This window comes from Lacinutrix cladophorae (genome assembly GCF_053604645.1).
The window spans coordinates 361,546-384,545 of record NZ_JBSHNR010000119.1 but is presented as its reverse complement, the minus strand read 5'-3'; the positions used below and the strand labels follow the sequence as shown (position 1 = coordinate 384,545).

Genomic DNA, 23,000 nt, shown 5'->3' with positions numbered 1-23,000 from the left:
AAAATCTCCCTTTTAGCACTCATTATTTTAGCATAAGAAGTTTCTTCTTATGGTTTGAATTTTTTACTTTTGCAAATTCATTCACCAAAGCTTAAGCATAGGTGTCAAAAAAATAAAAATACATATGTTATCAGTTTCTAATCTTTCTGTACAATTTGGAAAACGAATTCTTTTTGATGAAGTAAATACTACTTTCAATAACGGAAATTGCTATGGTATAATTGGTGCCAATGGAGCAGGAAAGTCTACCTTTTTAAAAATAATAGCAGGAAAGCAAGAACCAACTTCTGGAAGTGTACACCTAGAAGCAGGTAAACGTATGTCTGTTTTAGAACAAGACCATAATAAACATGATGACGATACTGTTTTAGATACTGTTTTAAAAGGAAACAAACCCTTGTATGAAATTAAAACAGAAATCGATGCACTTTATGCAGACTATACTGATGAGAATGCGGAGAAAATAGGAGAGCTTCAAGTTAAATTTGAAGAAATGAACGGTTGGAATGCCGAAAGTGATGCAGCCGCAATGCTTTCTAATTTAGGTATAAAAGAAGATGCACATTATACCTTAATGAAAGATCTAGATGGGAAACAAAAAGTACGTGTTCTATTAGCGCAAGCATTATTTGGAAGTCCAGATGTTTTAATTATGGATGAGCCAACCAATGATTTAGATTATGAAACCATCACATGGTTAGAAAACTTTCTAGCAAATTATGATAGTTGTGTCATTGTAGTGTCGCATGATAGACACTTTTTAGATTCGGTTTGTACGCATATTTCAGATATTGATTTCGGGAAAATTAATCACTTCTCTGGTAATTATACTTTTTGGTATGAATCTTCACAATTAGCAGCAAGACAACATGCACAACAAAACAAAAAAGCAGAGGAGAAAAAGAAAGAACTAGAAGAATTTATTCGTCGTTTCTCTGCAAACGTTGCAAAGTCTAAGCAAGCGACTAGTAGAAAAAAAATGATTGATAAGTTAAATATTGAAGATATTAAACGTTCTAGTCGTCGATATCCAGCGATTATTTTTGAAAGGGATAGAGAAGCAGGAGATCAAATTTTAAATATTGAAGGTTTAGCGGCTTCTATTGAAGGAGAAACACTTTTTAAAAACATCGATTTAAATTTAAATAAAGGAGATAAAATAGTTGTGTTTTCTAGAGATTCTAGAGCAACAACTGCTTTCTATCAAATTATAAATAGTAAGGAACAAGCAGATGCAGGGAAATTTGCTTGGGGAGTTACAACTACACAATCTTATTTACCATTAGACAATAGTGAATTCTTTAAAAACGATTTAACTTTGGTAGATTGGTTACGTCAGTGGGCAACTACAGAAGAGGAACGAGAAGAGGTTTTTATTAGAGGTTTCTTAGGTAAAATGATTTTTAGTGGTGAAGAAGCTCTTAAAAAATCGAATGTGCTTTCTGGAGGAGAAAAAGTGCGTTGTATGTTATCTAGAATGATGATGGTTAGAGCAAATGTTTTACAATTAGATGAGCCAACAAATCATTTAGACCTAGAGAGTATTACCGCTTTTAACAACTCGCTTAAAAACTTTAAAGGAACTGTTTTGTTTTCTACACATGATCATGAGTTTGCACAAACCGTTGCAAATAGAGTAGTGGAGCTTACTCCAAATGGTGTTATAGATAGATACACTACTTTTGATGAGTATATGCAAGATTCTAAAATAAAAGAATTACGTGATAAGATGTATCAATAAAAAAAGGCTTAATTAAATAAAAAAAATCCTAAAGTTTTTACTTTAGGATTTTTTTTGCTTGAAAAACGAACCGCAGACATCTGCAAATGTATTCAGTTATATAAATTAAGCTTGAAGCTCTGCAGAAATACTTTCTACTATTGGTAAAGCAGTAGCTAATTCGTCTTTATTTACATATAATTCTTGTGTACCTTGATTAAATGTACCAAAACCACCTAATCTACCAGATTCCGATTCGTCCTTTACTATCGCATTAATACCAGCAGTGTTAAGTTTATCTACTATTAATTGTGTAATAATAAAATTACCTGTATAAAGCTTGACATAATTAGATTCTTCCATAGTTATTCGATTTAGCATTCCTTTAAAGTTACAAAAAAAATAGCATATTTAGAAGTAAATTTTTGGGAGTCCACAATGTTTTATCCTAATAATACCTCCTGTTATATTCTGTTTAACGAAAAAAATGACACTAAAATTGCTAGGAAATAGCTATATAACATATTAAAAACTATATTTGTCATTATAAATTAATCAATAATATATTACAATGGGTAGAGGTACAGTAAAATTTTTCAATGATTCAAAAGGATTTGGATTTATTGTTGAAGACGACACAAACAAAGAACATTTTGTACACATTTCTGGTTTAATCGATGAGATTAGAGAAGGTGATGTTGTAGAATTTGAGCTTACAGAAGGTAAAAAAGGGTTAAACGCAATAAACGTTAAAGTAATAGACTAACCATTACAATTCTTTTAAAAACAAAAGCCTTTTCGTGTACGAAAAGGCTTTTTTGTTATTAAAACATTCATTACAATTATTAATGGTTCTATTATTTAGTAGTAAAATAATTGTATAACCTGTATACTCCAAAGCCAATCATAACAAAGGAAAGTACTAGTCTTAAGGTTGTAATTACTTCCTCTGTAAAAAAGTATTTATATGTAATGAAGCTACCAAGACCAAAAAATATTAGTCCAGATATTAAGCTAAAGATGCTTTTTTGTGGTGTTTTATTTTCCATTTTTTAATGATTTTTATCTTAATTCTGCACCAAGCTGTTTTTCAAAATTAGCTTGTAGCTTATTCATTATTTTATCAATCTGTTTGTCTGTAAGTGTTTTGTTTTCGTCTTGTATGGTAAAACTAACAGCATAACTTTTCTTTCCTTTTGGTAAATTCTTACCTTGATAAACATCAAATAGATTCACTTCTTTTAAAAGTTGCTTTTCGGTTTGTTTTGCAATAGTATGTATAGATTCAAAAGAAACAGCATCATCTAATAATAAAGCAAAATCTCTGCGTACTTCTGGGTATTTAGGGATTTCTTTAAATTTAATTTTGTTGTGTTTTGCAACCTCTAGGATATTGTCCCAGTTAAAATCAGCAAATAAAACTTCTTGATTAATCCCAAAATGCTTTAAAACATTCTTTTTAACCAACCCAAAACTTACTAACTTGTTTTTTCCTAGACCTAAAGTTAATCCTTCGCTAAAAATAGCATCTTTGGTTGGTGTTTCCTTAAATCTGGAAATACCTAAACGTTCTAGTAAGCTCGTAATAGTTCCTTTAAAATAAAAGAAGTCATTAGGTTTGTTTAAGCCATTCCAAGCTTCGGCAGTTCTATTTCCGGTAACTAAAAGTGTAAGATGTTTGTGCTCTTCTCTAGTTTCATTATAGTTATGGTATGTTTTTCCAAATTCAAAAAACTTAATGGTACTACGTTTTCTATTTATATTGTAAGAAAGTGCTTCTAATCCAGAAAATAAAAGAGATTGTCGCATTACAGACAAGTCATTACTTAATGGGTTTAACATTACTATGTTGTGTTCTTCTTTTAGTTGGTCATCTAATTTAATATACTCAGGAGTAGTTAACGAATTTGCTAGCATTTCATAAAAACCTAATGAAGCTAATTGATTACCAACAACATTTTGTAGTTTATGATCTTCAAACCTTGAAGAGTTAGAAATAGAAGCATTTAATTTATTCGTAAATTCTATGTTGTTATAACCATAAACGCGTAAAATTTCTTCAATAATATCTGCTTCACGTTGTACATCATTTCTGTATGCAGGAACCGTTAAACCTAAACCAGTTTCTGTAACATTATTTATTTTAATTTCTAAAGAGCTTAATATACGTTTTATTGTTTCTTTAGGTATTTCTTGTCCAATTAATTTTTCTGCATTTTCAAAACTTAATCGAACTTCAAAATCTTTAATTTTATTAGGATATGCATCAATTACATCACTAGTAATTTCACCTCCTGCAAGCTCTAAAATCAATAAAGCTGCACGTTTTAATGCGTATTCTGTAATATTTGGATCAATACCTCTTTCAAATCTAAAGGAAGCATCGGTGTTTAAAGCGTGGCGTTTAGCTGTTTTACGAATGCTTACAGGATTAAAATAAGCGCTTTCTAAAAAGATACTTGTAGTGTGTTCTGTAACTCCAGAAGAGATTCCGCCAAAAACACCAGCGATACACATGGGTTTTTCGGCATCACAAATCATTAAATCATCTGCATGTAATTCTCTTTCTACTTCGTCTAGTGTTGTAAATTTAGTGCCAGCAGCAACCGTTTTTACTTCAATTTTATTTCCAATAATTTTTGCAGCATCAAAAGCGTGAAGTGGTTGCCCTAGTTCGTGTAATACATAATTGGTAGCATCTACCACATTATTTTTAGGAGTTAAACCAATAGATTTTAACCTATGTTTTAACCAATCGGGAGATTCGGCAACTTTTAAACCAGAAATAGTAACACCACAATATCTTGGTGCTAATTCTTTATTTTGTACGTCTACATCTATTTTAAGTGTTCTGTTATCCACATGAAAAGCACTTACAGAAGGTGTAATTAACTCTACATTTATGTCTTTTTGTAAAAAACCAGCTTTAAGATCTCTTGCAGTTCCGTAATGGCTCATTGCATCTGCTCTGTTTGGAGTTAAGCCAATTTCAAAAACCTGATCGTTTTCAATATTAAATAATTCGGAAGCAGCTGTGCCAACAACAGTATCTTCTGCTAAAATCATGATACCATCGTGCGATTTCCCTAAACCAAGTTCATCTTCCGCACAAATCATTCCGTGGCTTTCTTCTCCTCGAATTTTTCCTTTTTTAATAGTCCATGCTTCTCCTTCTTCCGAATATAAAGTAGTGCCAATAGTAGCAACAGGAACTTTTTGTCCAGCTGCAACATTAGGTGCGCCACAAACAATTTGTACAGGGGTCTTTGTGCCAATATTAACAGTAGTAACCTTTAATCTGTCTGCATTTGGGTGTTGTACACAAGTTAGTACTTCTCCTACAACAACACCTTTTAATCCTCCTTTAACAGATTCGTAAGCAGCAATACCTTCTACTTCTAAACCTAAATCTGTAAGTAGTTCTTCGGTTTGTGCTGCTGTCCAGTCGGTTTTTATAAACTGCTTTATCCAGTTGTATGATATTTTCATTTGGCTTCTTTAAATTGAACTGCAAAGATAAAATAATGCAGTTAGCATTCAAGCATTGTTATAAATTTTGTAAATTAGATTTTCAATTTATCTAGTGTTTGTAAATGAAGAGATTTTTCAAGTTGTTCTTAATTATAATAATGGTAGTTTTTACTTCATGTAGAGAAACGAAAAAGGATGATGTTGTAGAAGAGGATATCACTAATGAAGTGCTGAATAGCCTAGATAAAGAAGCAGATGCGCTTGAGCTTGAAATAAAAAAAGTAGAAAAGGATTTAAACCAATTAGAAAAAAATAAAAATGAAAAACTTTAAAACAATTTTAGTATTTGGCTTTGTGTTTATGTTAAGTGTTTCTGCAAGTTTTGCCCAAGATAAAAAGGTGTTAAGTGAAAAAGAAATAGCTTATAAAGAAAAACGCGCTAGTGAAGCTTCTGTTTTTGCAAAACAACAAATAGCTTTATTAGAGGATAAATACGAAGTAGCAAACCCCGAACAACAAGAGCAAATTATTGAAAAAATTAAGATTCTTAAAAAAGAGAATAATATTCAAGATGATTCTAACCTTGTTATAGATGCAGATAACAAGAAAATGGACTTAGAATCTAGAGTGTTATTTGTTGAAAAGTCAAAACAACGCATTAAAATACTTAGAGAAAGAATTAAAAAAGCAGAAGCTAATGGAGAAATGACAGAAATCGAAGCAAAAGCTAAAAAAAATAATCTCGCCGAAATGGAAGAAAAACTAATAAGTCACGAACTTAAAATAGCGGAGATTAAAAAAACGTATCAGAAGTAGTTTAAGTTATTAATTCATAATATTAGGTGTTGTTTATCAGCACCTTTTTTATTTATCCTATTTTTGTTAAAAAAGCAATAACAAACATGCGTAATTTAGTATTATTAGTCTTACTTATATCTTTTTTCTCTTGCAATAACAAATCGAAAGAAACTATTGAAAACCACCTGAAACAAGGTGTGTATCGAGCAGAATTACAAATAAAAGATTCGGTGCATTTACCCTTTAATTTTAAAGTAATTGATGCTTCTCATTTACAGATATTTAATGCTGAAGAAATTATTGAAGTAGATGAAATCACCTATAAGCAGGATTCTGTTTTTATTAAAGCACCAGTTTTTGAAGGCTATTTGGCAGCAAAACTCCAGGGCGATAAACTAACAGGAAGTTTTATTAAGCCAAACTTAAATAGAGTGGTGCCTTTTACAGCAGAAAAGCAAGAAACTAGATTTAATGTATTAAATGAACCAGCAAGTATGGTAACAGGAAACTGGGAAGCTGTTTTTAGTCCAGAGGATGAAGCTGAAAAATACATAGCAAAAGGGGTATTCTCACAAAAAGGAAATAAAGTTACAGGTACTTTTTTAACTACAACTGGAGATTATAGATATTTAGAGGGTGTTGTAGATGGAAATATGATGAAACTATCTACTTTTGATGGAGCACATGCTTTTTTGTTTACTGCTAAAGTTACAGATTCTACTATGATTGGAACTTTTTATTCTGGAAAACATTGGGAAGAACCATTTGAAGCAATAAAAAATGAAACTTATGAATTACCAGACGCTAATGGTTTAACTTTTCTAAAGGAAGGTTATAATAAAATTGCCTTTTCTTTTCCAGACGCGAAAGGGAATATGATTTCTTTAGAAAATGAACGCTTTAAAAATAAAGTGGTATTAGTGCAAATCATGGGGACTTGGTGTCCTAATTGTTTAGACGAAAGCAAATATTTTTCAACGTATTACAAAAATAATAAAGATAAAGGATTAGAAATTGTTGCTTTAGCCTTCGAATATGTGAAAACGGAAGCGGCTGGGTTTAAAAATATACAAAGATTACAAGAGCGAATAGCTATAGAATATCCTATTTTATTAGCGCAAACCGGAACTTCTAGTAAAGCTAAAGCACAAGAAAAACTACCCATGTTGAATCATGTTCTAAGTTATCCAACCACCATTTTTATAGATAAAAAAGGAAAAGTTAGAAAAATTCATACCGGATTTAATGGTCCTGCTACTGGTGAGAAATTTACAGCTTTTAAAAAGGAATTTGAAGGTTTTGTAAACATGTTGTTGCTAGAATAAAAAAAGCTAGCTATGTATTTTAGTTTTGAAATTAGATTGAAAAATAATTAATACTAGCAGTATTAATGTTACTATGTTTTGGGTTTTATTTATTAATGTTAATGGGTTAAAATAGATTTGGTTGTATGTAATTTAAGATATATAATTCCATATATTTCTATACTTACTCATTTCTCTATAAGTGTTTAATATGTTTTTGTTTTCAACAGCTCCTAATGAAGGATCTTTACTTAGCACTTGTTTAGCATGAAAGCGCGCTAGTTGTAAAATGTCATTATCTTTGATAATATCTGCAATCTTAAGGTTTAAAATACCACTTTGTTGGGTTCCCATGATATCTCCAGGGCCACGTAAACGTAAATCTACTTCAGCAATTTCGAAACCATCACTAGTTCTGGTCATGGTTTGTATTCTTGTTTTGCTGTTTTCAGAAAGTTTATGGCTAGTCATGAGTATACAATAACTCTGTTCGGATCCACGTCCAACACGGCCACGTAATTGGTGTAATTGAGCCAAGCCAAAGCGTTCTGCGCTTTCAATAATCATTACAGACGCATTAGGTACATTAACGCCAACCTCAATTACAGTTGTGGCAACCATGATTTGCGTTTCTCCTTTAATAAAACGTTGCATTTCGTAGTCTTTATCTGCAGGTTTCATTTTACCATGTACAATAGAGATTTGATATTCTGGTTTTGGAAAGTCTCTCTCAATACTTGCATAGCCATCCATTAAATCTTTATAGTCCATTTTTTCGCTCTCCTGGATTAATGGATATACAATATAGACTTGTCTTCCTTTTGCAATTTCATCACGAATAAAACGAAACACTTTTAGTCTATTTGCGTCATATCTATGGACTGTTTTTATAGCTTTTCTTCCTGCGGGTAATTCATCAATTATGGAGATGTCTAAGTCGCCATAAACAGACATTGCTAAGGTGCGTGGAATAGGTGTTGCAGTCATGACTAAAATGTGTGGAGGAGAGGTGTTTTTTTTCCATAACTTACTTCTTTGTGCTACTCCAAATCGGTGTTGTTCATCTATGATTGCTAGCCCTAAATTTTTAAATTTCACCTTATCTTCAAGTAGTGCATGTGTACCAATTAGAATCTGTAATTGGCCATTTTCTAGTGCTTCATGAATAATTTTTCTTTCTGAAGTATTGCTTGAGCCTGTTAATAGTTTTATGCTGATATTCAACTCATTACACATGTTTACTAATCCGTTGTAGTGCTGTACTGACAAAATTGCAGTCGGAGCCATTAAGCATGCTTGAAAACCATTGTCAAGTGCTATTAACATTGACATTAGTGCTACTATTGTCTTTCCGGAGCCAACATCTCCTTGTAAAAGACGATTCATTTGTGCATTGCTTCCTAAATCATGACGTATTTCTTTTAAAACACGCTTTTGTGCATTGGTTAATTCAAAAGGTAAATGGTCTTTAAAAAAGGAATTAAAATAATTCCCAACGGTTTCAAAAGGAAAACCTTTTATCTTCGATTTATGAATTAAATTTTTTAAAATTAACTGTAATTGTATGTAAAATAATTCTTCAAATTTTAGTCTAAATTGTGCCTTAGATAGTAGCTCTGGTGTCTTTGGGAAATGCACATTAAAAATAGCTTCAGGTTTTGAAATTAATTTTAATTCAGCGCGTAATTTTTCTGGTAATGTTTCAACAAATCTTCCTTTACTTTCTAAAAATAATTGTTGCATGATTTTGGTCATCACGCGATTTGTAATTCCTTTGTTCGACAGTTTTTCGGTTGAAGGATATATGGCTTGCATGGCAGAGCGCAAGTTTTTTTCATGCTCTTTTTGTAGCTCTATGTCTGGATGTGGCATGTTGAATTTGCCATTAATCCAGTTGGTTTTTCCAAAGATCACATAAGTTGTGTTTAGTTTTAGGCTTTCTCTAATCCATTTTTGCCCTCTAAACCAAACCAATTGCATCGTTCCTGTTTCGTCTTGAAAATTAGCTACTAATCGTTTGCCACGTTTTTGAGCAATTTCTTCGAACTTAGTAATTTTACCAATTATTTGCACATCTGCATTATTACGCTGTAGTTGGTTTATCTTGTAATATTGCGTTCTGTCTATATATCGATTAGGAAATAGATTAAGAAGATCTTGATAGGTATGGATGCTCAATTCCTTGCGAAGCAAATCTGCGCGATTTGGTCCAACGCCTTTTAAGTAATCAATAGGAGTTTGCAAGTTTATGCTCATAAAAGCGAATTTAAACAATTCCTTTGAAAAAAGGAATCTCCAAAAGCCTTGTTGTATATTCGATTTTAATTTTCTAGTAATTTTAAAATTGCAAAACTTATGTGTATTTTGGCTTAATGGTTGCTAATAAAAGTTTTATGAAACATATCTTATTTTTTATTTCTACTTTATTTTGTTTTGTTATTCAGGCACAACAAACAGAAGTGGTGGATTTTAAAACGCTAGATGCTGTTGTTTTTTTTAATCAGATAAAAATTGATAGCACACTTTACGATTCTTATGAAATTACTTTCGATATCCTAAAAAAAACAGATTCAATTTATTTAGATGCTGTTCATATGAAGTTTAAAAACGTAGCTTTAAATGGAAAAAAAGTAAAGTATAAAAATGAAGGCAAGAAACTTGTTATTTATAATAAATTCAAGCCTTCGGAAGATAATAAATTACAATTCTTGTTTTTTGCTTCACCTAAAAAAGCCATGTATTTTGTAGGCTGGGATAATGAAGCACGAAATCAAATTTGGACACAAGGACAAGGAAAATATACTAGCAATTGGTTGCCAAGTATAGATGATATGAATGATAAAATGGAGTTTGATCTCACATTTGCTGCTCCAAAAGACTATGAAGTGGTTTCTAATGGAAAATTAATACTTAAAAATCCGAGTTCCGATTATGTGCTCTGGAAATACGACATGCAAAAACCAATGGCAAGCTATTTAGCAGCTTTGGTAGTTGGTAAATATGATAAACATGTAGAAATTTCCAAAAGCGGAATTCCTTTAGAAATGTACTACTATTCTGAAGATTCTTTAAAAGTAGAACCAACGTATAGATATACAAAAGAGATGTTCGATTTTCTAGAAGATGAAATTGGAGTTGCATATCCTTGGCAAAATTACAAACAAGTTCCTGTTCATGATTTTTTGTATGCAGGTATGGAAAACACGAGCTGTACTATTTTTTCGGATGCTTTTATGATAGACGAAACAGCTTTTATCGATAAAAATTATGTAAACGTAAATGCACACGAATTGGCGCATCAATGGTTTGGTGATTTGGTGACCGAAACCTCTGGAACGCACCATTGGTTACAAGAAGGTTTTGCAACGTATTATGCGTTACTCGTGGAAAAACAAGTCTTTGGTGATGACTATTATTATTGGAGATTATTCGAATATGCACAGGAATTAGCAACACAAGAGCAAACTGGAGGAAACACCGCGCTACTTAACCCAAAATCAAGTAGTACTACTTTTTATAAGAAAGGTGCTCTGGTTTTGCACATGCTACGAGAAAAGGTTGGAGATATCGCTTTTAAAGAAGCAGTTAGAACTTATTTAGAAAAATATGCGTATAAAAATGTAGAGACTTCTAATTTTATTAAAGAAGTTGAAAAGTCGAGTAATTTTGATTTAGAACTTTTTGTGGCTAAATGGTTAAAAGATAAAACGTTTTATTACGAAGAAGTGGAAGCTTCATTACAAAGGCAATCCGATTTTATTACCGAATATTTAATGGTAGATTGTGAAGCTTCAAATGCGAAATGTGATTATTACTTAACTTCGGGTATTTCAGATGAAGCGAAAAGCAAAATTATTTTTCAAGTTCCTAGTAAAATTACTTCCGAAGTATTTAAAAATAGTATAAAAGTAAGGCAAGCAATAGCCCAAAGTTTGACTACAATTCCTTCCGAATTAAAACAAGAATACGAATCCCTTCTAGAAGATAAATCTTATGTTACTATAGAGGCAGCTTTATATAATCTTTGGGTAAATTTTCCAGAAGACAGAAATATTTATTTAGATAAAACCAAAGAAATTATTGGTTTACCTAATAAAAATGTGCGCTTGCTTTGGTTGGCTTTGTCTTTGGTAACTCCCGAATACGGAGTTGATGAAAAGGAAATTCATTTAAAAGAGCTAACCAGGTATACATCTCCAGCTTTTAATTATGAAATAAGGATGCAAGCGTTTACCTTTTTAAATTCTTTAGAAGTTATGAATGAAGATATTATTAGCAATTATAAAGAAGCAGAGAAACATCATAATTGGCGCATGGTGAAATTTGCTAAAACTTTTGCTAAAAAGAATAAAACTAAACTAGAAAATAACTAACTAAAAATAAATTAATGCGAGCATTAGTAATATCTGGAGGAGGAAGTAAAGGTGCTTTTGCAGGTGGAGTAGCACAGTTTTTAATAGAGCACGAACAACGAGAGTATGATATGTTCTTAGGCACCTCTACTGGTAGTCTGTTGGTTCCACATTTAGCAGTAAATGATATTGGTAAACTGTATGATATGTTTACTAATGTAAGTCAGCATAATATTTTTAGTGTAAACCCTTTTGTACAGCATAAAAAAGATGGTAGAGAGTATGTTTCTATAAACTATATTAATTCTATTTGGCAGTTTATAAAAAGAAAAAGAACTTTTGGAGAGAGTAAAAGTTTAAAAAGACATATCCAGAAAAATTTCACAGTGCAGGAGTTTAATGCTATTAAAGCGAGTGGTAAAGATGTGGTTGTTACTGTGTCTAATTTGTCTAAAAATAGAGTAGAGTATAAGTCGATTAAAGACTTTGATTACGATGCATTTTGTAATTGGATTTGGATTTCCTGTAATTATATTCCATTTATGTCTTTGGCTAAAGTGAATGGTTTTGAGTACGCAGATGGTGCTTTTGGTTGTGTAATTCCTATTCGCGAAGCTGTAAAACGAGGCGCAACAGAAATAGATGCTATTGTTTTAGAAAGTGAAAATATGGAGTACAACAAGGTACTTGGTAAGAATCCGTTTTCATTGATGTTAAATCTATTCGGACATTTATTAGATCAAGTAGAAAAAAGTGATATTGCTATTGGTAAATTGGCTGCAAAGCATAAACAAGTAAAGTTAAACTTATACTATACACCAACTAAACTAACCGAAAACTCTTTGATTTTTAGTAAAAAACTGATGACTGCTTGGTGGTTAGATGGTTTTTTATATGCTGAAGAAAAGCATGGAAAAGAATCTAGTACTGTTGCAGTAAAATATTAACTAAACATTTTACTTACTTCATCTCTAATATAAGATAAACCAGCATGGCTAGGAGGATGTCCTTCCATTATTTCGGTTAAAATTACTTCACGAAGTTTATTTGCAGAATCTGTTTTTTCTAAAGTTGCTGCTTTTCTTATTAATTGAATCGTTGCATTTTTGGATGCGTTAATCACATTCCAGCACTCGTCGGTAACATATATTTGTTGTGCTAAATTATGTTCAAACTCTTGTTCTATAGATGCAATTAGCAAAGACTCGTAGTTTTCTTTGTTGGAGGATGTTGGTTGTATCCTTAAAAGTAATTTAGCAGGAACGATACGTTCTAGAAACAAGGATAATCGTTCGTATGCTTGCAAACGTAAAGGGAAAGATTCTTTTTGCAATTCTTTATGCATTAAAAAAGTTCTTCGGTTGTTTTCATTTTCTATATGTTCTCTAAAAAATAGAAAAGCTATTGCTCCTGTAACCAAAGCAGGAATAATATACATTAAAAGGTTTATAAGTTGTTGTTCCATAATTTTTAAAATACAATTACAAACATAAGCTGTTTTTTATAATAGCGCAAATTATCTGTTGGTTGAATGAAACGGTCTTTTCGTCAATTGAAAACAACTATTGCTTGAATCTATATATGTAGTCTTTGTATTACAATCTATTTTGCAGTTGCTATTATTCAGTTATTAATTAATCGTCAGTAAAATAACAGCTTTTTTTCTGGCGATTTTTTTAATGTTAATACAATACAATTTAAAAAATAACCTTTTTATTATGAAAAAATTACTACTATTATTTGCTGTATTTATTTTTAATGCAGTGCAAGCACAAACGGTAATAATTCCCAATGGAGATTTTTCTCAGGGTATTTTTAATTGGACTGTAACTGGAAATAATTTAAGTCTAGCAACTATTGGTTCTGCGCCTGATGAATACCTAAGAATTATTAATTCTGGGGTTACAAACCAGATTTTCACTCTAAAATCATCAAATTTTTCATTATTAACTAACGAAATATATAATCTGGATTTAATCTATGCGCATTACTTTATTGCATTAGGCCCAATGGGTCAGGGGGTTTCTTACTCTGATAGGTCACTAGTTAGTTCAATAATATTAAAGGATATAAATAACAATATTATTAAAGATTTTGATTTGTCAGCATGTGATGATGGTGATTTGATGTATGAAACTAATTATGAATTATATGATCAAAATTGCAACTCTAGTACGTTTAATGTGAGTAATTCGGGGTCTTATTATATAGAAGTTATAGGTAGCTTAGATCAAACATTTCAACATCCATGGTCTGATGAATATGATGCTGATGTTTTTAAATTCAAGAAAATTGAACTGGTTAAAAATCAAGATCCAAGTATAATTACTGGAACAGTAAATTATGATCACGGAAATAACAATTGTGCATCAGGTTCTGTACCATTAGATAATATTCTAATTAAAACTACAGGTACCAGTAATACATATTATGCATCTACCAATTCTAATGGAGATTATGCCTTTGCTTTTAATGGTAATGGAAATGTTACTACAGAGGTTTGTACACAAGGGTTAACATCTTTGCCAATTAACCATGTTAATACTTTTGTTAGTGGCGTTCCATCGACAGTTTCAAATCAAGATTTTTGTGCTACTTCTGCAATAGTAGGGAATGATTTAAGTATTTTTCTAATACCAACTTCAGAGGCAAGACCAGGTTTTTCATCTAGTTATAGACTGCAATATACAAATACAGGTAGCACAATATTAAGCGGTGTTGTGGATTTAAATTACGATAATTCAAGCGTTACTTATTTAAATGCAACTTCAACTCCAGATGTAACAACAATAAGTTCTTTAAGTTGGAATTTCATAAATCTTGCGCCTTTTGAAACAAGAACAATAGATGTTACTTTTAATATTTTTACACCTCCAACAGTAAATAATGGTGATATTTTAGAATATACAGCTTCGATTACTCCAATAGCTGGAGATGATACACCAACAAATAATACTTATACCTTTAATCAAATTACTATCGGGTCATATGATCCTAATGATGTAACAATTCTAGAAGGTCCTTTAATTTCTGAAACTCAAGCTGATGATTATTTGGGTGTAATTATTAGGTTTCAAAATACAGGAACCGCATCTGCTATTAATATTACTGTAGAAAATACTTTAGATGCGTTTTTAGATTGGAGTACGTTTCAGCCAATAGCAGCAAGCCATAATTATAATACAATTATTAGTAATGGAAATGAAATCAATTTTGTTTTTAACAACATTAACCTAGCAGATAGTACAACGGATGAGCCAGGAAGTCATGGTTGGGTTTTTTACAGAATAAAACCTAAAAGCACCTTTGTTATAGGAGATATTATTTCTAACAAAGCAGATATTTATTTTGATTATAACTTACCAATTATAACAAATACAGCAACAACGCAGATAGAATCTACGCTTTCTATACATGAAATTGATGCTAGCGAAAGTTTATTTACTGTTTTTCCGAATCCTACTAAAACTAAAATTACAGTTTCCATCGAAATAGAAGGAACCTATAATATGGTTTCTGTAAATGGTCAAGTGGTAAAAGAAGGACTACTTCAAAAAGGAGAGAATACCTTAAACACTTCCAATTTATCTAATGGTTTATACTTCTTACAAGTAGAAACAGTAGAAGGTGTAACCACCAAAAAGATAGTGAAGCAATAATGAGTTTTATTATAAAATTATCTGTTGGTTGCATGAAAAACTCTTTTCATTAAATCAAAACCTCTTTTCGTGGAATCAAGTAATGTAGTCTTTGTATTACAATCTATTTTGCAGTTGCTATTAATTAAATATCCCTAATCGTCAGTAAAATAACAGCCTTTTTTGCTGGCGATTTTTTTTATCCTGTACATCAACAACTTCTAATTAAACAATTATGAAAACAAAATTACTTTTATTTCTTTTTTTAAGCTGTGCCTTTTTTGGATATGCACAACAAACCTACGTGCCAGATGATAATTTTGAAAACTACCTAGAAACACACGATGCTAGTGGTAATGTTGTAGCAGTTGGAGCAACAAATAGTATGGGTAATGGTGTTGCAAATGATGATTATGTAACTACTGCTAATATTAATACAACAACATCTCTAGATGTAAACTCGCTAAATATTGCAGATTTAACAGGTATTGAAGACTTTGCAGCTTTAACTCGGTTAACGTGTTATAACAATCAATTAACCCAATTAGATGTATCTGCAAATACTGCTTTAACTAATTTGTTATGCTCTGGCAATCAATTAACCCAATTAGATGCTACTGCAAACACTGCTTTACAATCTTTATGGTGTCATGATAATCAATTAACGAGTTTAGATATTTCTACCAATACTACCTTAACAAATTTACGTTGCGATAATAATCGATTAACCCAATTAGATGTATCTGCAAATACTGCTTTAACTGATTTGATATGCTCTGCCAATCAATTAACCCAATTAGATGTCTCTCATAATTCATCCCTTACTATTCTCAATCTTCGTAATAATCAACTAACAAGTTTAGACCTTACACATAATGGAAACTTAACGCATCTATTTACTTTATATAATCCAATAACAAGTTTAGACGTGACACAAAATCTAGCTTTAAATGTACTTAATGTAATTGGTAATCAATTGACAAGTTTGGACGTGAGTTTAAACACAAATTTAACTTTTCTTTATTGTGAAAATAATCTATTAACTGTTCTAAATGTGAAAAACGGAAACAATACTAATTTTACTGTATTTTCTTCACTCAATAACCCAAACTTAACCTGTATAGAAGTAGATGATGCAACTTGGAGTACAACAAACTGGACAAATGTAGATTCTTGGGCAAGTTTTAGCGAAAACTGCCATTATGCAGAAACCTACGTACCAGATGATAATTTTGAAAACTACCTAGAAACCCACGATGCTAGTGGTAATGTTGTAGCAATTGGCGCAACAAATAGTATGGGTAATGGTATTGCCAATGATGATTATGTTACTACTGCTAATATTAATTTGGTAACGAGTCTAGATGTAAACAATCAAAATATTGCAGACTTAATAGGAATTGAAGATTTTACTTCTTTAGAAAATTTAAATTGTGGAGATAATACACTTGCTAATGTAGATTTAAGTCAAAACCTTGCTTTAGTTGAATTAGACATTAGCGTAAACTTTCTGGTTAATTTAGATTTAAGCTCTAATACATTATTAGCAATTCTAAATTGTAGTGAAAATGGGATACAAAGCTTAGATTTATCATTGCACTCTGGCTTAGTAGAATTAGACTGTAGCGATAACGGGTTAATTAATTTAAATGTTAAAAATGGCAATAATTACAATGTAGGTGATTTTGTTGCTACCCAAAACCAAAACCTATTGTGCATTGAGGTGGATGATACTGCATATTCTACTACTAATTGGACAGATGTAGATACGCAAACTAGTTTTAGCGAAAACTGTGCGACATTAGGTTTAACCTACGTACCAGATGATAATTTTGAAAACTACCTAGAAACCCACGATGCTAGTGGTAATGTTGTAGCAATTGGCGCAACAAATAGTATGGGTAATGGTGTTGCCAATGATGATTATGTTACTACTGCTAATATTAATTTGGTAACGAGTCTAGATGTAAATAGTTTGAGCATTTCAGATCTAACAGGAATTGAAGATTTTCTTGCTTTAGAGGATTTGAGATTTTATAATAATCAGGTGGCAAGTGCAGATTTTTCTATGAACAGTAACTTAGAATTTTTATATTTTGACAATAATAATATAACAACCATAGATTTTACTAGCAATCCTTCTTTAACACATGTTATTGCTAGAAGTAATCAAATAATTAGCATGGATTTATCAAGTAATAGTATGTTAGAAGTGTTAAATGTATATGATAATAATTTAAATACACTTTCACTAGGTTCAAAACCTTCTTTAACTGCTATAGATTGTAGCTTTAATAATTTATCTATTCTAAATGTTACGCAAAGTTCCATATTAGAGGCGCTTTTTTGTAATAATAATCAATTAACTAATTTAGATGTTTCTAACAATGCGGTTTTAGTTTCATTACGATGCGATAATAACCTATTAACATCTTTAAATGCAAAAAACGGAAATAATATAAATTTCATATATTTTGATAGCACAGACAATCCAAATTTAACGTGTATTGAGGTTGATGATGCCGCTTGGAGTACAGTGAACTGGACGAATAAAGACGCAACATCAACGTATGTCAATAACCAAACAGAATGTGCTACGCTTTCAAATACAGCGTTTGAACAAGTTGGTTTTAACGTGTTCCCAAATCCTGTAAATGATATGCTAACCGTTTCTGTACTAACAGTAGCTAGCTATAGCTTAATAACCGTAAATGGTCAAGTTATTAAACATGGACTACTTCAAAAAGGAGAGAATGCTTTAAACACTTCCAATTTATCTAATGGTTTATACTTTTTACAAGTAGAAACAGTAGAAGGTGTAACCACCAAAAAGATAGTGAAGCAATAACGAATTTTATTATAAAATTATCTGTTGGTTGCATGAAAAGCTCTTTTCATTAAATCAAAACCTCTTTTCATGGAATCAAGTAATGTAGTCTTTGTATTACAATCTATTTTGCAGTTGCTATTAATTAAATATCCCTAGTCGTCAGTAAAATAACAGCCTTTTTTGCTGGCGATTTTTTTTTTTTAGATAAAGGGTAACATTTTGAATCGTTTTTGGATATAGAGATAGAAAGCGAATAAAACCAAGCTTTTTTTAAAATTTAAAATTTAACAATTATGAAGAAATTACTACTATTACTTACAATTTTTATTACCAGTGTAACACAATCGCAAAACGTTCTAATTCCTAATGGAGGTTTTAGTGATGCTCTAGATATTGGTTTTTGGTCTGTTGCTTCGTCAACCGCAACCAAATCTTGGTTTAATGGTGGATGCCAATCTATGTTTGTAGATAATTTAGGTAATCCTGCAACCACTGTAACGTCTTCCGTTTTTAGTGTTGGGTTATCTGGGGATTACGAGTTGGAATTAGAATATGCAGTTATCTATACAGGAACTGCTGCTATATTTGAGTTAGTAGATTCTAATAGTGCAGTTATAAGTGCTACATCTATAAATACGGTTACTGGTACTTGTACCGGTTGGCCAAGTCCTAAACATAGTACGTTAGTGTTTGCTAATTTGGCTGCTGGAAATTACCAATTACGCATAACAATACCTTCTAGTCAGTTTTTTCTAGATGGTGTAGAATTAGGAGTTCATAACCCTATTACTGTAAGCGGTAGTGTTAATGCAACTGGTTGCTCTAATGCCAATATGTTGAATAATTTTCCAATTAAAATTACAGATTTAAGTGATAATGCAACAGCATATACTTCTACCATTAATGGGGTTTATAATTTTATAGTACCAAATACTACAGGTAATTTTTTAATAGAACCTGTTAATAACGGAAATATAGTTGCCACACCAAATGGTATTAATTTAACTATAAACTCTTCATCTACGTCATATTTAAATAACGATTTTTGTTTTACAAGTAATATTTCGGGAGTTGAAGTAGAAGCACAATTGGTAAGTCAAAATTTAGCTAGACCAGGATTTGTTGCTTCTTATGACATAATTTATGGAAATAATGGAAATATTACAACAGGAGCAGAGACTATTGTTTTAAATTTTGACAGTTCTAAACTAACGTATGTTACTAATTCGGCATCAGTGGTACCTGCAAGTGTAACTAGTAATTCTATTACTTGGAACTATACAAATCTTACCTCTTTAGAATTTAGGAATATTACATTTTCATTTAACGTATTGGCTCCTCCAACAGTAAGCGGAGGAGACGTTTTAAGTTTTACTGGAAATATTACACCAATTGCAGATGTAGATCCATCTAATAATACTATAAACTTAAATCAAGTGGTTGTAAATGCTTACGATCCTAACGATGTGTTGTGTATGGAAGGAGATGAAATCTCTCCAACTCAAATAGGAGATGACTTAACGTATAGAATTCGTTTTCAAAATACAGGAACAGCAGCTGCTGTAAATATTTCGGTTAAAACAGATTTAGATGCAGATTTAGATTGGGCAACGTTTCAGCCAATTTCAGCTTCGCACGCTTATACAACGTCTGTTGTTAATGGAAATGAGCTAACGTATACTTTTAATAATATAAACTTAGACGATGCAACAACTAACGAACCAGGAAGTCATGGTTGGATTTTTTATAAAATAAAACCTAAAAACACAGTCGTTGTTGGTGATAGTTTTGATGCTACTGCAGATATTTATTTTGATTTTAATCCTGCTGTAGTGACTAATACGTATACTACAACTGTAGTGTCTCCTCCTTTAACCTACGTGCCAGACGATAATTTTGAAGCACGTTTAATACAGCTTGGTCATGATTCTGGGCCTTTAGATGATTATGTGTTAACGGCTAACATTAATACATTGTTAAGTTTAAATGCAGGTTTTTCTAATATATCAGATTTAACAGGGATTGAAGATTTTATTGCTCTAGAATCTCTTACTTGCTCCAATAATAATTTAATAAGTTTGGATGTTACAAATAACACAGCGTTAAAAACTTTACTTTGTAATAACAATCAATTAACTACAATAGATTTATCCCAAAATCCACTGTTAGAGTTTTTAAGCCTTAATGATAATATGTTTGAGCATTTAGATTTTTCAGGGCACCCATTGGTTTATAGATTAAATGTTTCTTCAAATAATTTACAATCATTAAATGTTAAAAACGGAAATAACATCAATTTTGTTCAGTATGCATCTTTTAATAATCCAAGCTTAACTTGTATTGAAGTAGATGATGCCACATGGAGTACAACAAATTGGTCTTTTAAGGATGCAGCTTCAACGTATGTCAATAACCAAACAGAATGTGCTACGCTTTCAAATACAGCGTTTGAACAAGTTGGTTTTAACGTGTTCCCAAATCCTGTAAATGATATGTTAACCGTTTCTGTACTAACAGAAGCTAGTTATAGCTTAATAACCGTAAATGGTCAAGTTATTAAAAATGGACAGCTTCAAAAAGGAGAGAATACTTTAAACACTTCTAATCTATCTAATGGTTTATACTTTTTACAAGTACGAACGAAGGAAGGTGTTTCCTCTAAAAAAATTATTAAGCAATAAAACAATAGATGAACTTTTTTTTAAATAATAAAAAAAGAATCCATTAAGGGGTAACAATTTCTGTCTTGTTTTGATATAAGGGAAATGAATAACAAATTTAAAACAAATTAAAAATTATGAAAACAACGATCAAAACACTTTGCCTGCTATTTTTAACATTAGTATTGTTTAACTGCGATAATGATGATGGAGACGCTGATAATCAAGATGATTGTAATTTTGCAGGATTTACTTTTTTAGACACCTCAGATAGTACACAAACATTAATTCCTGAATCTGATTTAACCACAGATTTCTATTACACATCTTCTAATGGACCAGAAGTAGAAATATTTAAAACTAGCGATCCTGGAAATTTTTGGTTCGTAACACAAGTTGTAACACCTGGAACAGGAGGAGGACAATTAAGTGTTAATGGTACTATTTATAATGTAAATGTTACTTGTCAAAGAGCGGGTAATGCAGTAAATGAAGAATTTAGATATGATATTACTGCGTCCGGTTTAGAAGCAGAATATTGTGTGTTGATTGATTTATACCATTAATAAAATTAAATAAATTACTTAGGATATCAAGGTGTATAAAACTTTGATAATAATGATCAATTACAAATACCTGAACAGACTTAACTATTCAAGTTATATCTAATTTAGTACCAGTATTACTATAGATTTAAATAAAAGCACCAAATAAATATTTACTATGAAAACAATAAAAACACTATTACTACTACTTGCAATTTCAATTTTTAGTTGCGATAATAATGACGATGCGCAAACAGATCCTACAAACCCTACAGATGGTTTTACACATAGCGGAACATTTTACGAAACACCAAATGCTTATTTTGAAATAGATGAAGATGATGACGATCCAAATATAGGCGGTGATGGTTATCCAGATAATTATAGTTTCTTCTTTTCTAATGGACGTATGTTTGATAATGATCCTGCTAATGTAAATGGTTTAAATGATGATTATCTATTCTCTTTGAATACTACCAATTGGGTGTTTTTAAACATTGAGGTTGTAGACAATCCTAGTTTAGCAAACACAGGACCATCAGCTGGAAATACGTATGTGGTTTCAAGTATAAACGATTCTGTAATTATAGAAGGAGGTCAAATAAATGGTTTAAATCCTGCTTATTTTATTAATGGTGTGGAGTTTGGAACAGGAGATGAAAATATAGGTGTTTTTAATACTCCTGGCACACAAGGACCAAGTATAACAATTAACGCTATTAATTTAGACGCTAACAATCCAACAGCAAGTAATATCGATGTAGATTATACTTTTATGAATCAAAATGGAGAAGTGATTACTGGACATTATGAAGGGACTTTTGGTGTCATTTTAGATTAACCAATTTTTAGATAAGTACCAACTTAAAATAACATTTATGAAATCAATAAAAACACTTTTATTAATTTTTGTATTATGCATTTTTACTTCTTGTAATAATGACGATAACGCTAATAATGATGCTACAAATGAAACACAATGTGATTATCAAGGATTTTCATATTTAGATAACAATAATAACGATCAAACTTTAATATCAGAGTCCGAATTAAATACGCAGTATTTTCCAAATGCTAGTAATGGACCTTATGGAGCGCCAGGAATAGAAATTGCTTCTTATACTGGTACTACCACATTGTTTTTTACAACTAATGTAATTGCATTAAACGATACAGGAATAGGGTATATTACTATTGATAATGGTACCGAACAAACAGTTACTGTTACTTGTCAACGTGTAGGAACAGCAGTAGGAGATGAGGTAAGATTAGATGTCGTATACGGTAGTGTAGAAGTAGAGTTTTGTGTCATTATAGATGAAGTATTATAGATTATGAAAAAAGGGCTTAAATTTCTAGTGATTTGTATTGGCTTACTTTTTTTTAATTGTAAAGATGAAAACAAAACAGAAGCATTGGTAAACGAAACAGAAATTGAAACTAAAAAAGAAGTAGTTAAACTGTTAAGTGAAGAAGAGAGAATGGAAATAGTAGAATACTATTTAAAAAACTACAGTAATAATCCTGTAGCGTTTAAGGAAATAGTTTTTTTAAACGACTCCTTAAACCAAGTGAAAGTTATTTTAAATAAAAAATTTAAAGCTACACAAACGTTCAAGTTTTCGGATGCATTTCGATTTTATAATGCAAACAAGAAGTAATAACTATACTTTTAAATATAG

Annotated in this window: 19 protein-coding genes; 14 read left to right on the top strand and 5 right to left on the bottom strand. The window is 31.2% G+C overall.

What is annotated here, in order from left to right; translation table 11 throughout:
• The first annotated feature begins 124 nt into the window (after positions 1-124).
• A complete protein-coding gene (locus tag ACVC3Y_RS12050; protein ID WP_303423841.1) occupies positions 125-1,741 on the top strand; it encodes an ABC-F family ATP-binding cassette domain-containing protein in 1,617 nt (538 codons plus the stop codon).
• Positions 1,742-1,846: 105 nt separating this feature from the next.
• Here the strand turns inward: ACVC3Y_RS12050 and ACVC3Y_RS12045 are convergent, their stop codons facing one another.
• Positions 1,847-2,101: a DUF2007 domain-containing protein gene (locus ACVC3Y_RS12045; protein ID WP_452227030.1), complete on the bottom strand. Its 255-nt coding sequence runs from the start codon at positions 2,099-2,101 to the stop codon at positions 1,847-1,849.
• A gap of 190 nt (positions 2,102-2,291) precedes the next feature.
• Here ACVC3Y_RS12045 and ACVC3Y_RS12040 point away from each other — a divergent pair, with 190 nt between their 5' ends.
• Positions 2,292-2,486, top strand: coding sequence for a cold-shock protein (locus ACVC3Y_RS12040; protein ID WP_303423839.1), 195 nt, complete (start codon positions 2,292-2,294; stop codon positions 2,484-2,486).
• Positions 2,487-2,577: 91 nt separating this feature from the next.
• On the opposite strand, the gene ACVC3Y_RS12035 is transcribed toward ACVC3Y_RS12040, so the two are convergent.
• Both ACVC3Y_RS12035 and pheT read right to left on the bottom strand, forming a co-directional pair.
• On the bottom strand, positions 2,578-2,769 hold the full coding sequence (locus ACVC3Y_RS12035) for a hypothetical protein (RefSeq protein ID WP_303423838.1): 192 nt from the start codon (positions 2,767-2,769) through the stop codon (positions 2,578-2,580).
• Between the two features lie 13 nt (positions 2,770-2,782).
• Positions 2,783-5,209, bottom strand: a complete 2,427-nt coding sequence (pheT, locus tag ACVC3Y_RS12030; RefSeq protein WP_452227029.1) for a phenylalanine--tRNA ligase subunit beta — start codon at positions 5,207-5,209, stop codon at positions 2,783-2,785.
• 104 nt (positions 5,210-5,313) lie between these two features.
• Here pheT and ACVC3Y_RS12025 point away from each other — a divergent pair, with 104 nt between their 5' ends.
• From ACVC3Y_RS12025 to ACVC3Y_RS12015, 3 genes are all read left to right on the top strand, one after another.
• On the top strand, positions 5,314-5,523 hold the full coding sequence (locus ACVC3Y_RS12025; RefSeq protein WP_452227028.1) for a hypothetical protein: 210 nt from the start codon (positions 5,314-5,316) through the stop codon (positions 5,521-5,523).
• Positions 5,510-6,007 (top strand): hypothetical protein, encoded by a 498-nt coding sequence (locus ACVC3Y_RS12020; RefSeq protein ID WP_452227027.1) that lies wholly within the window; start codon positions 5,510-5,512, stop codon positions 6,005-6,007. The genes ACVC3Y_RS12025 and ACVC3Y_RS12020 overlap by 14 nt, the downstream gene beginning before the upstream one ends.
• Before the next feature lie 86 nt (positions 6,008-6,093).
• Positions 6,094-7,314, top strand: a complete 1,221-nt coding sequence (locus ACVC3Y_RS12015; protein WP_452227026.1) for a TlpA disulfide reductase family protein — start codon at positions 6,094-6,096, stop codon at positions 7,312-7,314.
• A 132-nt stretch (positions 7,315-7,446) separates the two neighbouring features.
• Here ACVC3Y_RS12015 and recG read toward each other — a convergent pair whose 3' ends face one another.
• Positions 7,447-9,549 carry an ATP-dependent DNA helicase RecG gene (gene recG / locus ACVC3Y_RS12010; protein ID WP_452227025.1) on the bottom strand — a complete coding sequence of 701 codons (2,103 nt, stop codon included), beginning with the start codon at positions 9,547-9,549 and terminating at the stop codon, positions 7,447-7,449.
• Between the two features lie 137 nt (positions 9,550-9,686).
• Here recG and ACVC3Y_RS12005 point away from each other — a divergent pair, with 137 nt between their 5' ends.
• Both ACVC3Y_RS12005 and ACVC3Y_RS12000 read left to right on the top strand, forming a co-directional pair.
• Positions 9,687-11,666, top strand: coding sequence for a M1 family metallopeptidase (locus ACVC3Y_RS12005; protein ID WP_452227024.1), 1,980 nt, complete (start codon positions 9,687-9,689; stop codon positions 11,664-11,666).
• 14 nt (positions 11,667-11,680) lie between these two features.
• Complete coding sequence (locus tag ACVC3Y_RS12000; protein ID WP_303423831.1) at positions 11,681-12,592, top strand: patatin-like phospholipase family protein; 912 nt, start codon at positions 11,681-11,683, stop codon at positions 12,590-12,592.
• Here ACVC3Y_RS12000 and ACVC3Y_RS11995 read toward each other — a convergent pair.
• Positions 12,589-13,110 (bottom strand): DUF7935 family protein, encoded by a 522-nt coding sequence (locus ACVC3Y_RS11995; protein WP_452227023.1) that lies wholly within the window; start codon positions 13,108-13,110, stop codon positions 12,589-12,591. The genes ACVC3Y_RS12000 and ACVC3Y_RS11995 overlap by 4 nt on opposite strands.
• 253 nt (positions 13,111-13,363) lie before the next feature.
• Between ACVC3Y_RS11995 and ACVC3Y_RS11990 the strand changes: the two genes are divergently transcribed.
• From ACVC3Y_RS11990 to ACVC3Y_RS11960, 7 genes are all read left to right on the top strand, one after another.
• Positions 13,364-15,304: a T9SS type A sorting domain-containing protein gene (locus ACVC3Y_RS11990; protein ID WP_452227022.1), complete on the top strand. Its 1,941-nt coding sequence runs from the start codon at positions 13,364-13,366 to the stop codon at positions 15,302-15,304.
• Between the two features lie 214 nt (positions 15,305-15,518).
• Complete coding sequence (locus tag ACVC3Y_RS11985; protein WP_452227021.1) at positions 15,519-18,131, top strand: T9SS type A sorting domain-containing protein; 2,613 nt, start codon at positions 15,519-15,521, stop codon at positions 18,129-18,131.
• Positions 18,132-18,406: 275 nt separating this feature from the next.
• Positions 18,407-20,794, top strand: coding sequence for a DUF7619 domain-containing protein (locus ACVC3Y_RS11980; protein ID WP_452227020.1), 2,388 nt, complete (start codon positions 18,407-18,409; stop codon positions 20,792-20,794).
• 116 nt (positions 20,795-20,910) lie between these two features.
• Positions 20,911-21,339 (top strand): hypothetical protein, encoded by a 429-nt coding sequence (locus tag ACVC3Y_RS11975; protein WP_452227019.1) that lies wholly within the window; start codon positions 20,911-20,913, stop codon positions 21,337-21,339.
• A gap of 157 nt (positions 21,340-21,496) precedes the next feature.
• Positions 21,497-22,159 (top strand): hypothetical protein, encoded by a 663-nt coding sequence (locus ACVC3Y_RS11970; RefSeq protein ID WP_452227018.1) that lies wholly within the window; start codon positions 21,497-21,499, stop codon positions 22,157-22,159.
• A gap of 37 nt (positions 22,160-22,196) precedes the next feature.
• Positions 22,197-22,649, top strand: coding sequence for a hypothetical protein (locus ACVC3Y_RS11965; protein WP_452227017.1), 453 nt, complete (start codon positions 22,197-22,199; stop codon positions 22,647-22,649).
• 3 nt (positions 22,650-22,652) lie between these two features.
• A complete protein-coding gene (locus tag ACVC3Y_RS11960; RefSeq protein WP_452227016.1) occupies positions 22,653-22,979 on the top strand; it encodes a hypothetical protein in 327 nt (108 codons plus the stop codon).
• Positions 22,980-23,000: the final 21 nt, after the last annotated feature.

Coding starts and splice junctions, on each gene's coding strand:
- ACVC3Y_RS12050 (WP_303423841.1), top strand. CDS start 125: ATGTTATCAGTTTCTAATCTTTCTGTACAATTTGGAAAACGAATTCTT.
- ACVC3Y_RS12045 (WP_452227030.1), bottom strand. CDS start 2,101: ATGCTAAATCGAATAACTATGGAAGAATCTAATTATGTCAAGCTTTAT.
- ACVC3Y_RS12040 (WP_303423839.1), top strand. CDS start 2,292: ATGGGTAGAGGTACAGTAAAATTTTTCAATGATTCAAAAGGATTTGGA.
- ACVC3Y_RS12035 (WP_303423838.1), bottom strand. CDS start 2,769: ATGGAAAATAAAACACCACAAAAAAGCATCTTTAGCTTAATATCTGGA.
- pheT (WP_452227029.1), bottom strand. CDS start 5,209: ATGAAAATATCATACAACTGGATAAAGCAGTTTATAAAAACCGACTGG.
- ACVC3Y_RS12025 (WP_452227028.1), top strand. CDS start 5,314: ATGAAGAGATTTTTCAAGTTGTTCTTAATTATAATAATGGTAGTTTTT.
- ACVC3Y_RS12020 (WP_452227027.1), top strand. CDS start 5,510: ATGAAAAACTTTAAAACAATTTTAGTATTTGGCTTTGTGTTTATGTTA.
- ACVC3Y_RS12015 (WP_452227026.1), top strand. CDS start 6,094: ATGCGTAATTTAGTATTATTAGTCTTACTTATATCTTTTTTCTCTTGC.
- recG (WP_452227025.1), bottom strand. CDS start 9,549: ATGAGCATAAACTTGCAAACTCCTATTGATTACTTAAAAGGCGTTGGA.
- ACVC3Y_RS12005 (WP_452227024.1), top strand. CDS start 9,687: ATGAAACATATCTTATTTTTTATTTCTACTTTATTTTGTTTTGTTATT.
- ACVC3Y_RS12000 (WP_303423831.1), top strand. CDS start 11,681: ATGCGAGCATTAGTAATATCTGGAGGAGGAAGTAAAGGTGCTTTTGCA.
- ACVC3Y_RS11995 (WP_452227023.1), bottom strand. CDS start 13,110: ATGGAACAACAACTTATAAACCTTTTAATGTATATTATTCCTGCTTTG.
- ACVC3Y_RS11990 (WP_452227022.1), top strand. CDS start 13,364: ATGAAAAAATTACTACTATTATTTGCTGTATTTATTTTTAATGCAGTG.
- ACVC3Y_RS11985 (WP_452227021.1), top strand. CDS start 15,519: ATGAAAACAAAATTACTTTTATTTCTTTTTTTAAGCTGTGCCTTTTTT.
- ACVC3Y_RS11980 (WP_452227020.1), top strand. CDS start 18,407: ATGAAGAAATTACTACTATTACTTACAATTTTTATTACCAGTGTAACA.
- ACVC3Y_RS11975 (WP_452227019.1), top strand. CDS start 20,911: ATGAAAACAACGATCAAAACACTTTGCCTGCTATTTTTAACATTAGTA.
- ACVC3Y_RS11970 (WP_452227018.1), top strand. CDS start 21,497: ATGAAAACAATAAAAACACTATTACTACTACTTGCAATTTCAATTTTT.
- ACVC3Y_RS11965 (WP_452227017.1), top strand. CDS start 22,197: ATGAAATCAATAAAAACACTTTTATTAATTTTTGTATTATGCATTTTT.
- ACVC3Y_RS11960 (WP_452227016.1), top strand. CDS start 22,653: ATGAAAAAAGGGCTTAAATTTCTAGTGATTTGTATTGGCTTACTTTTT.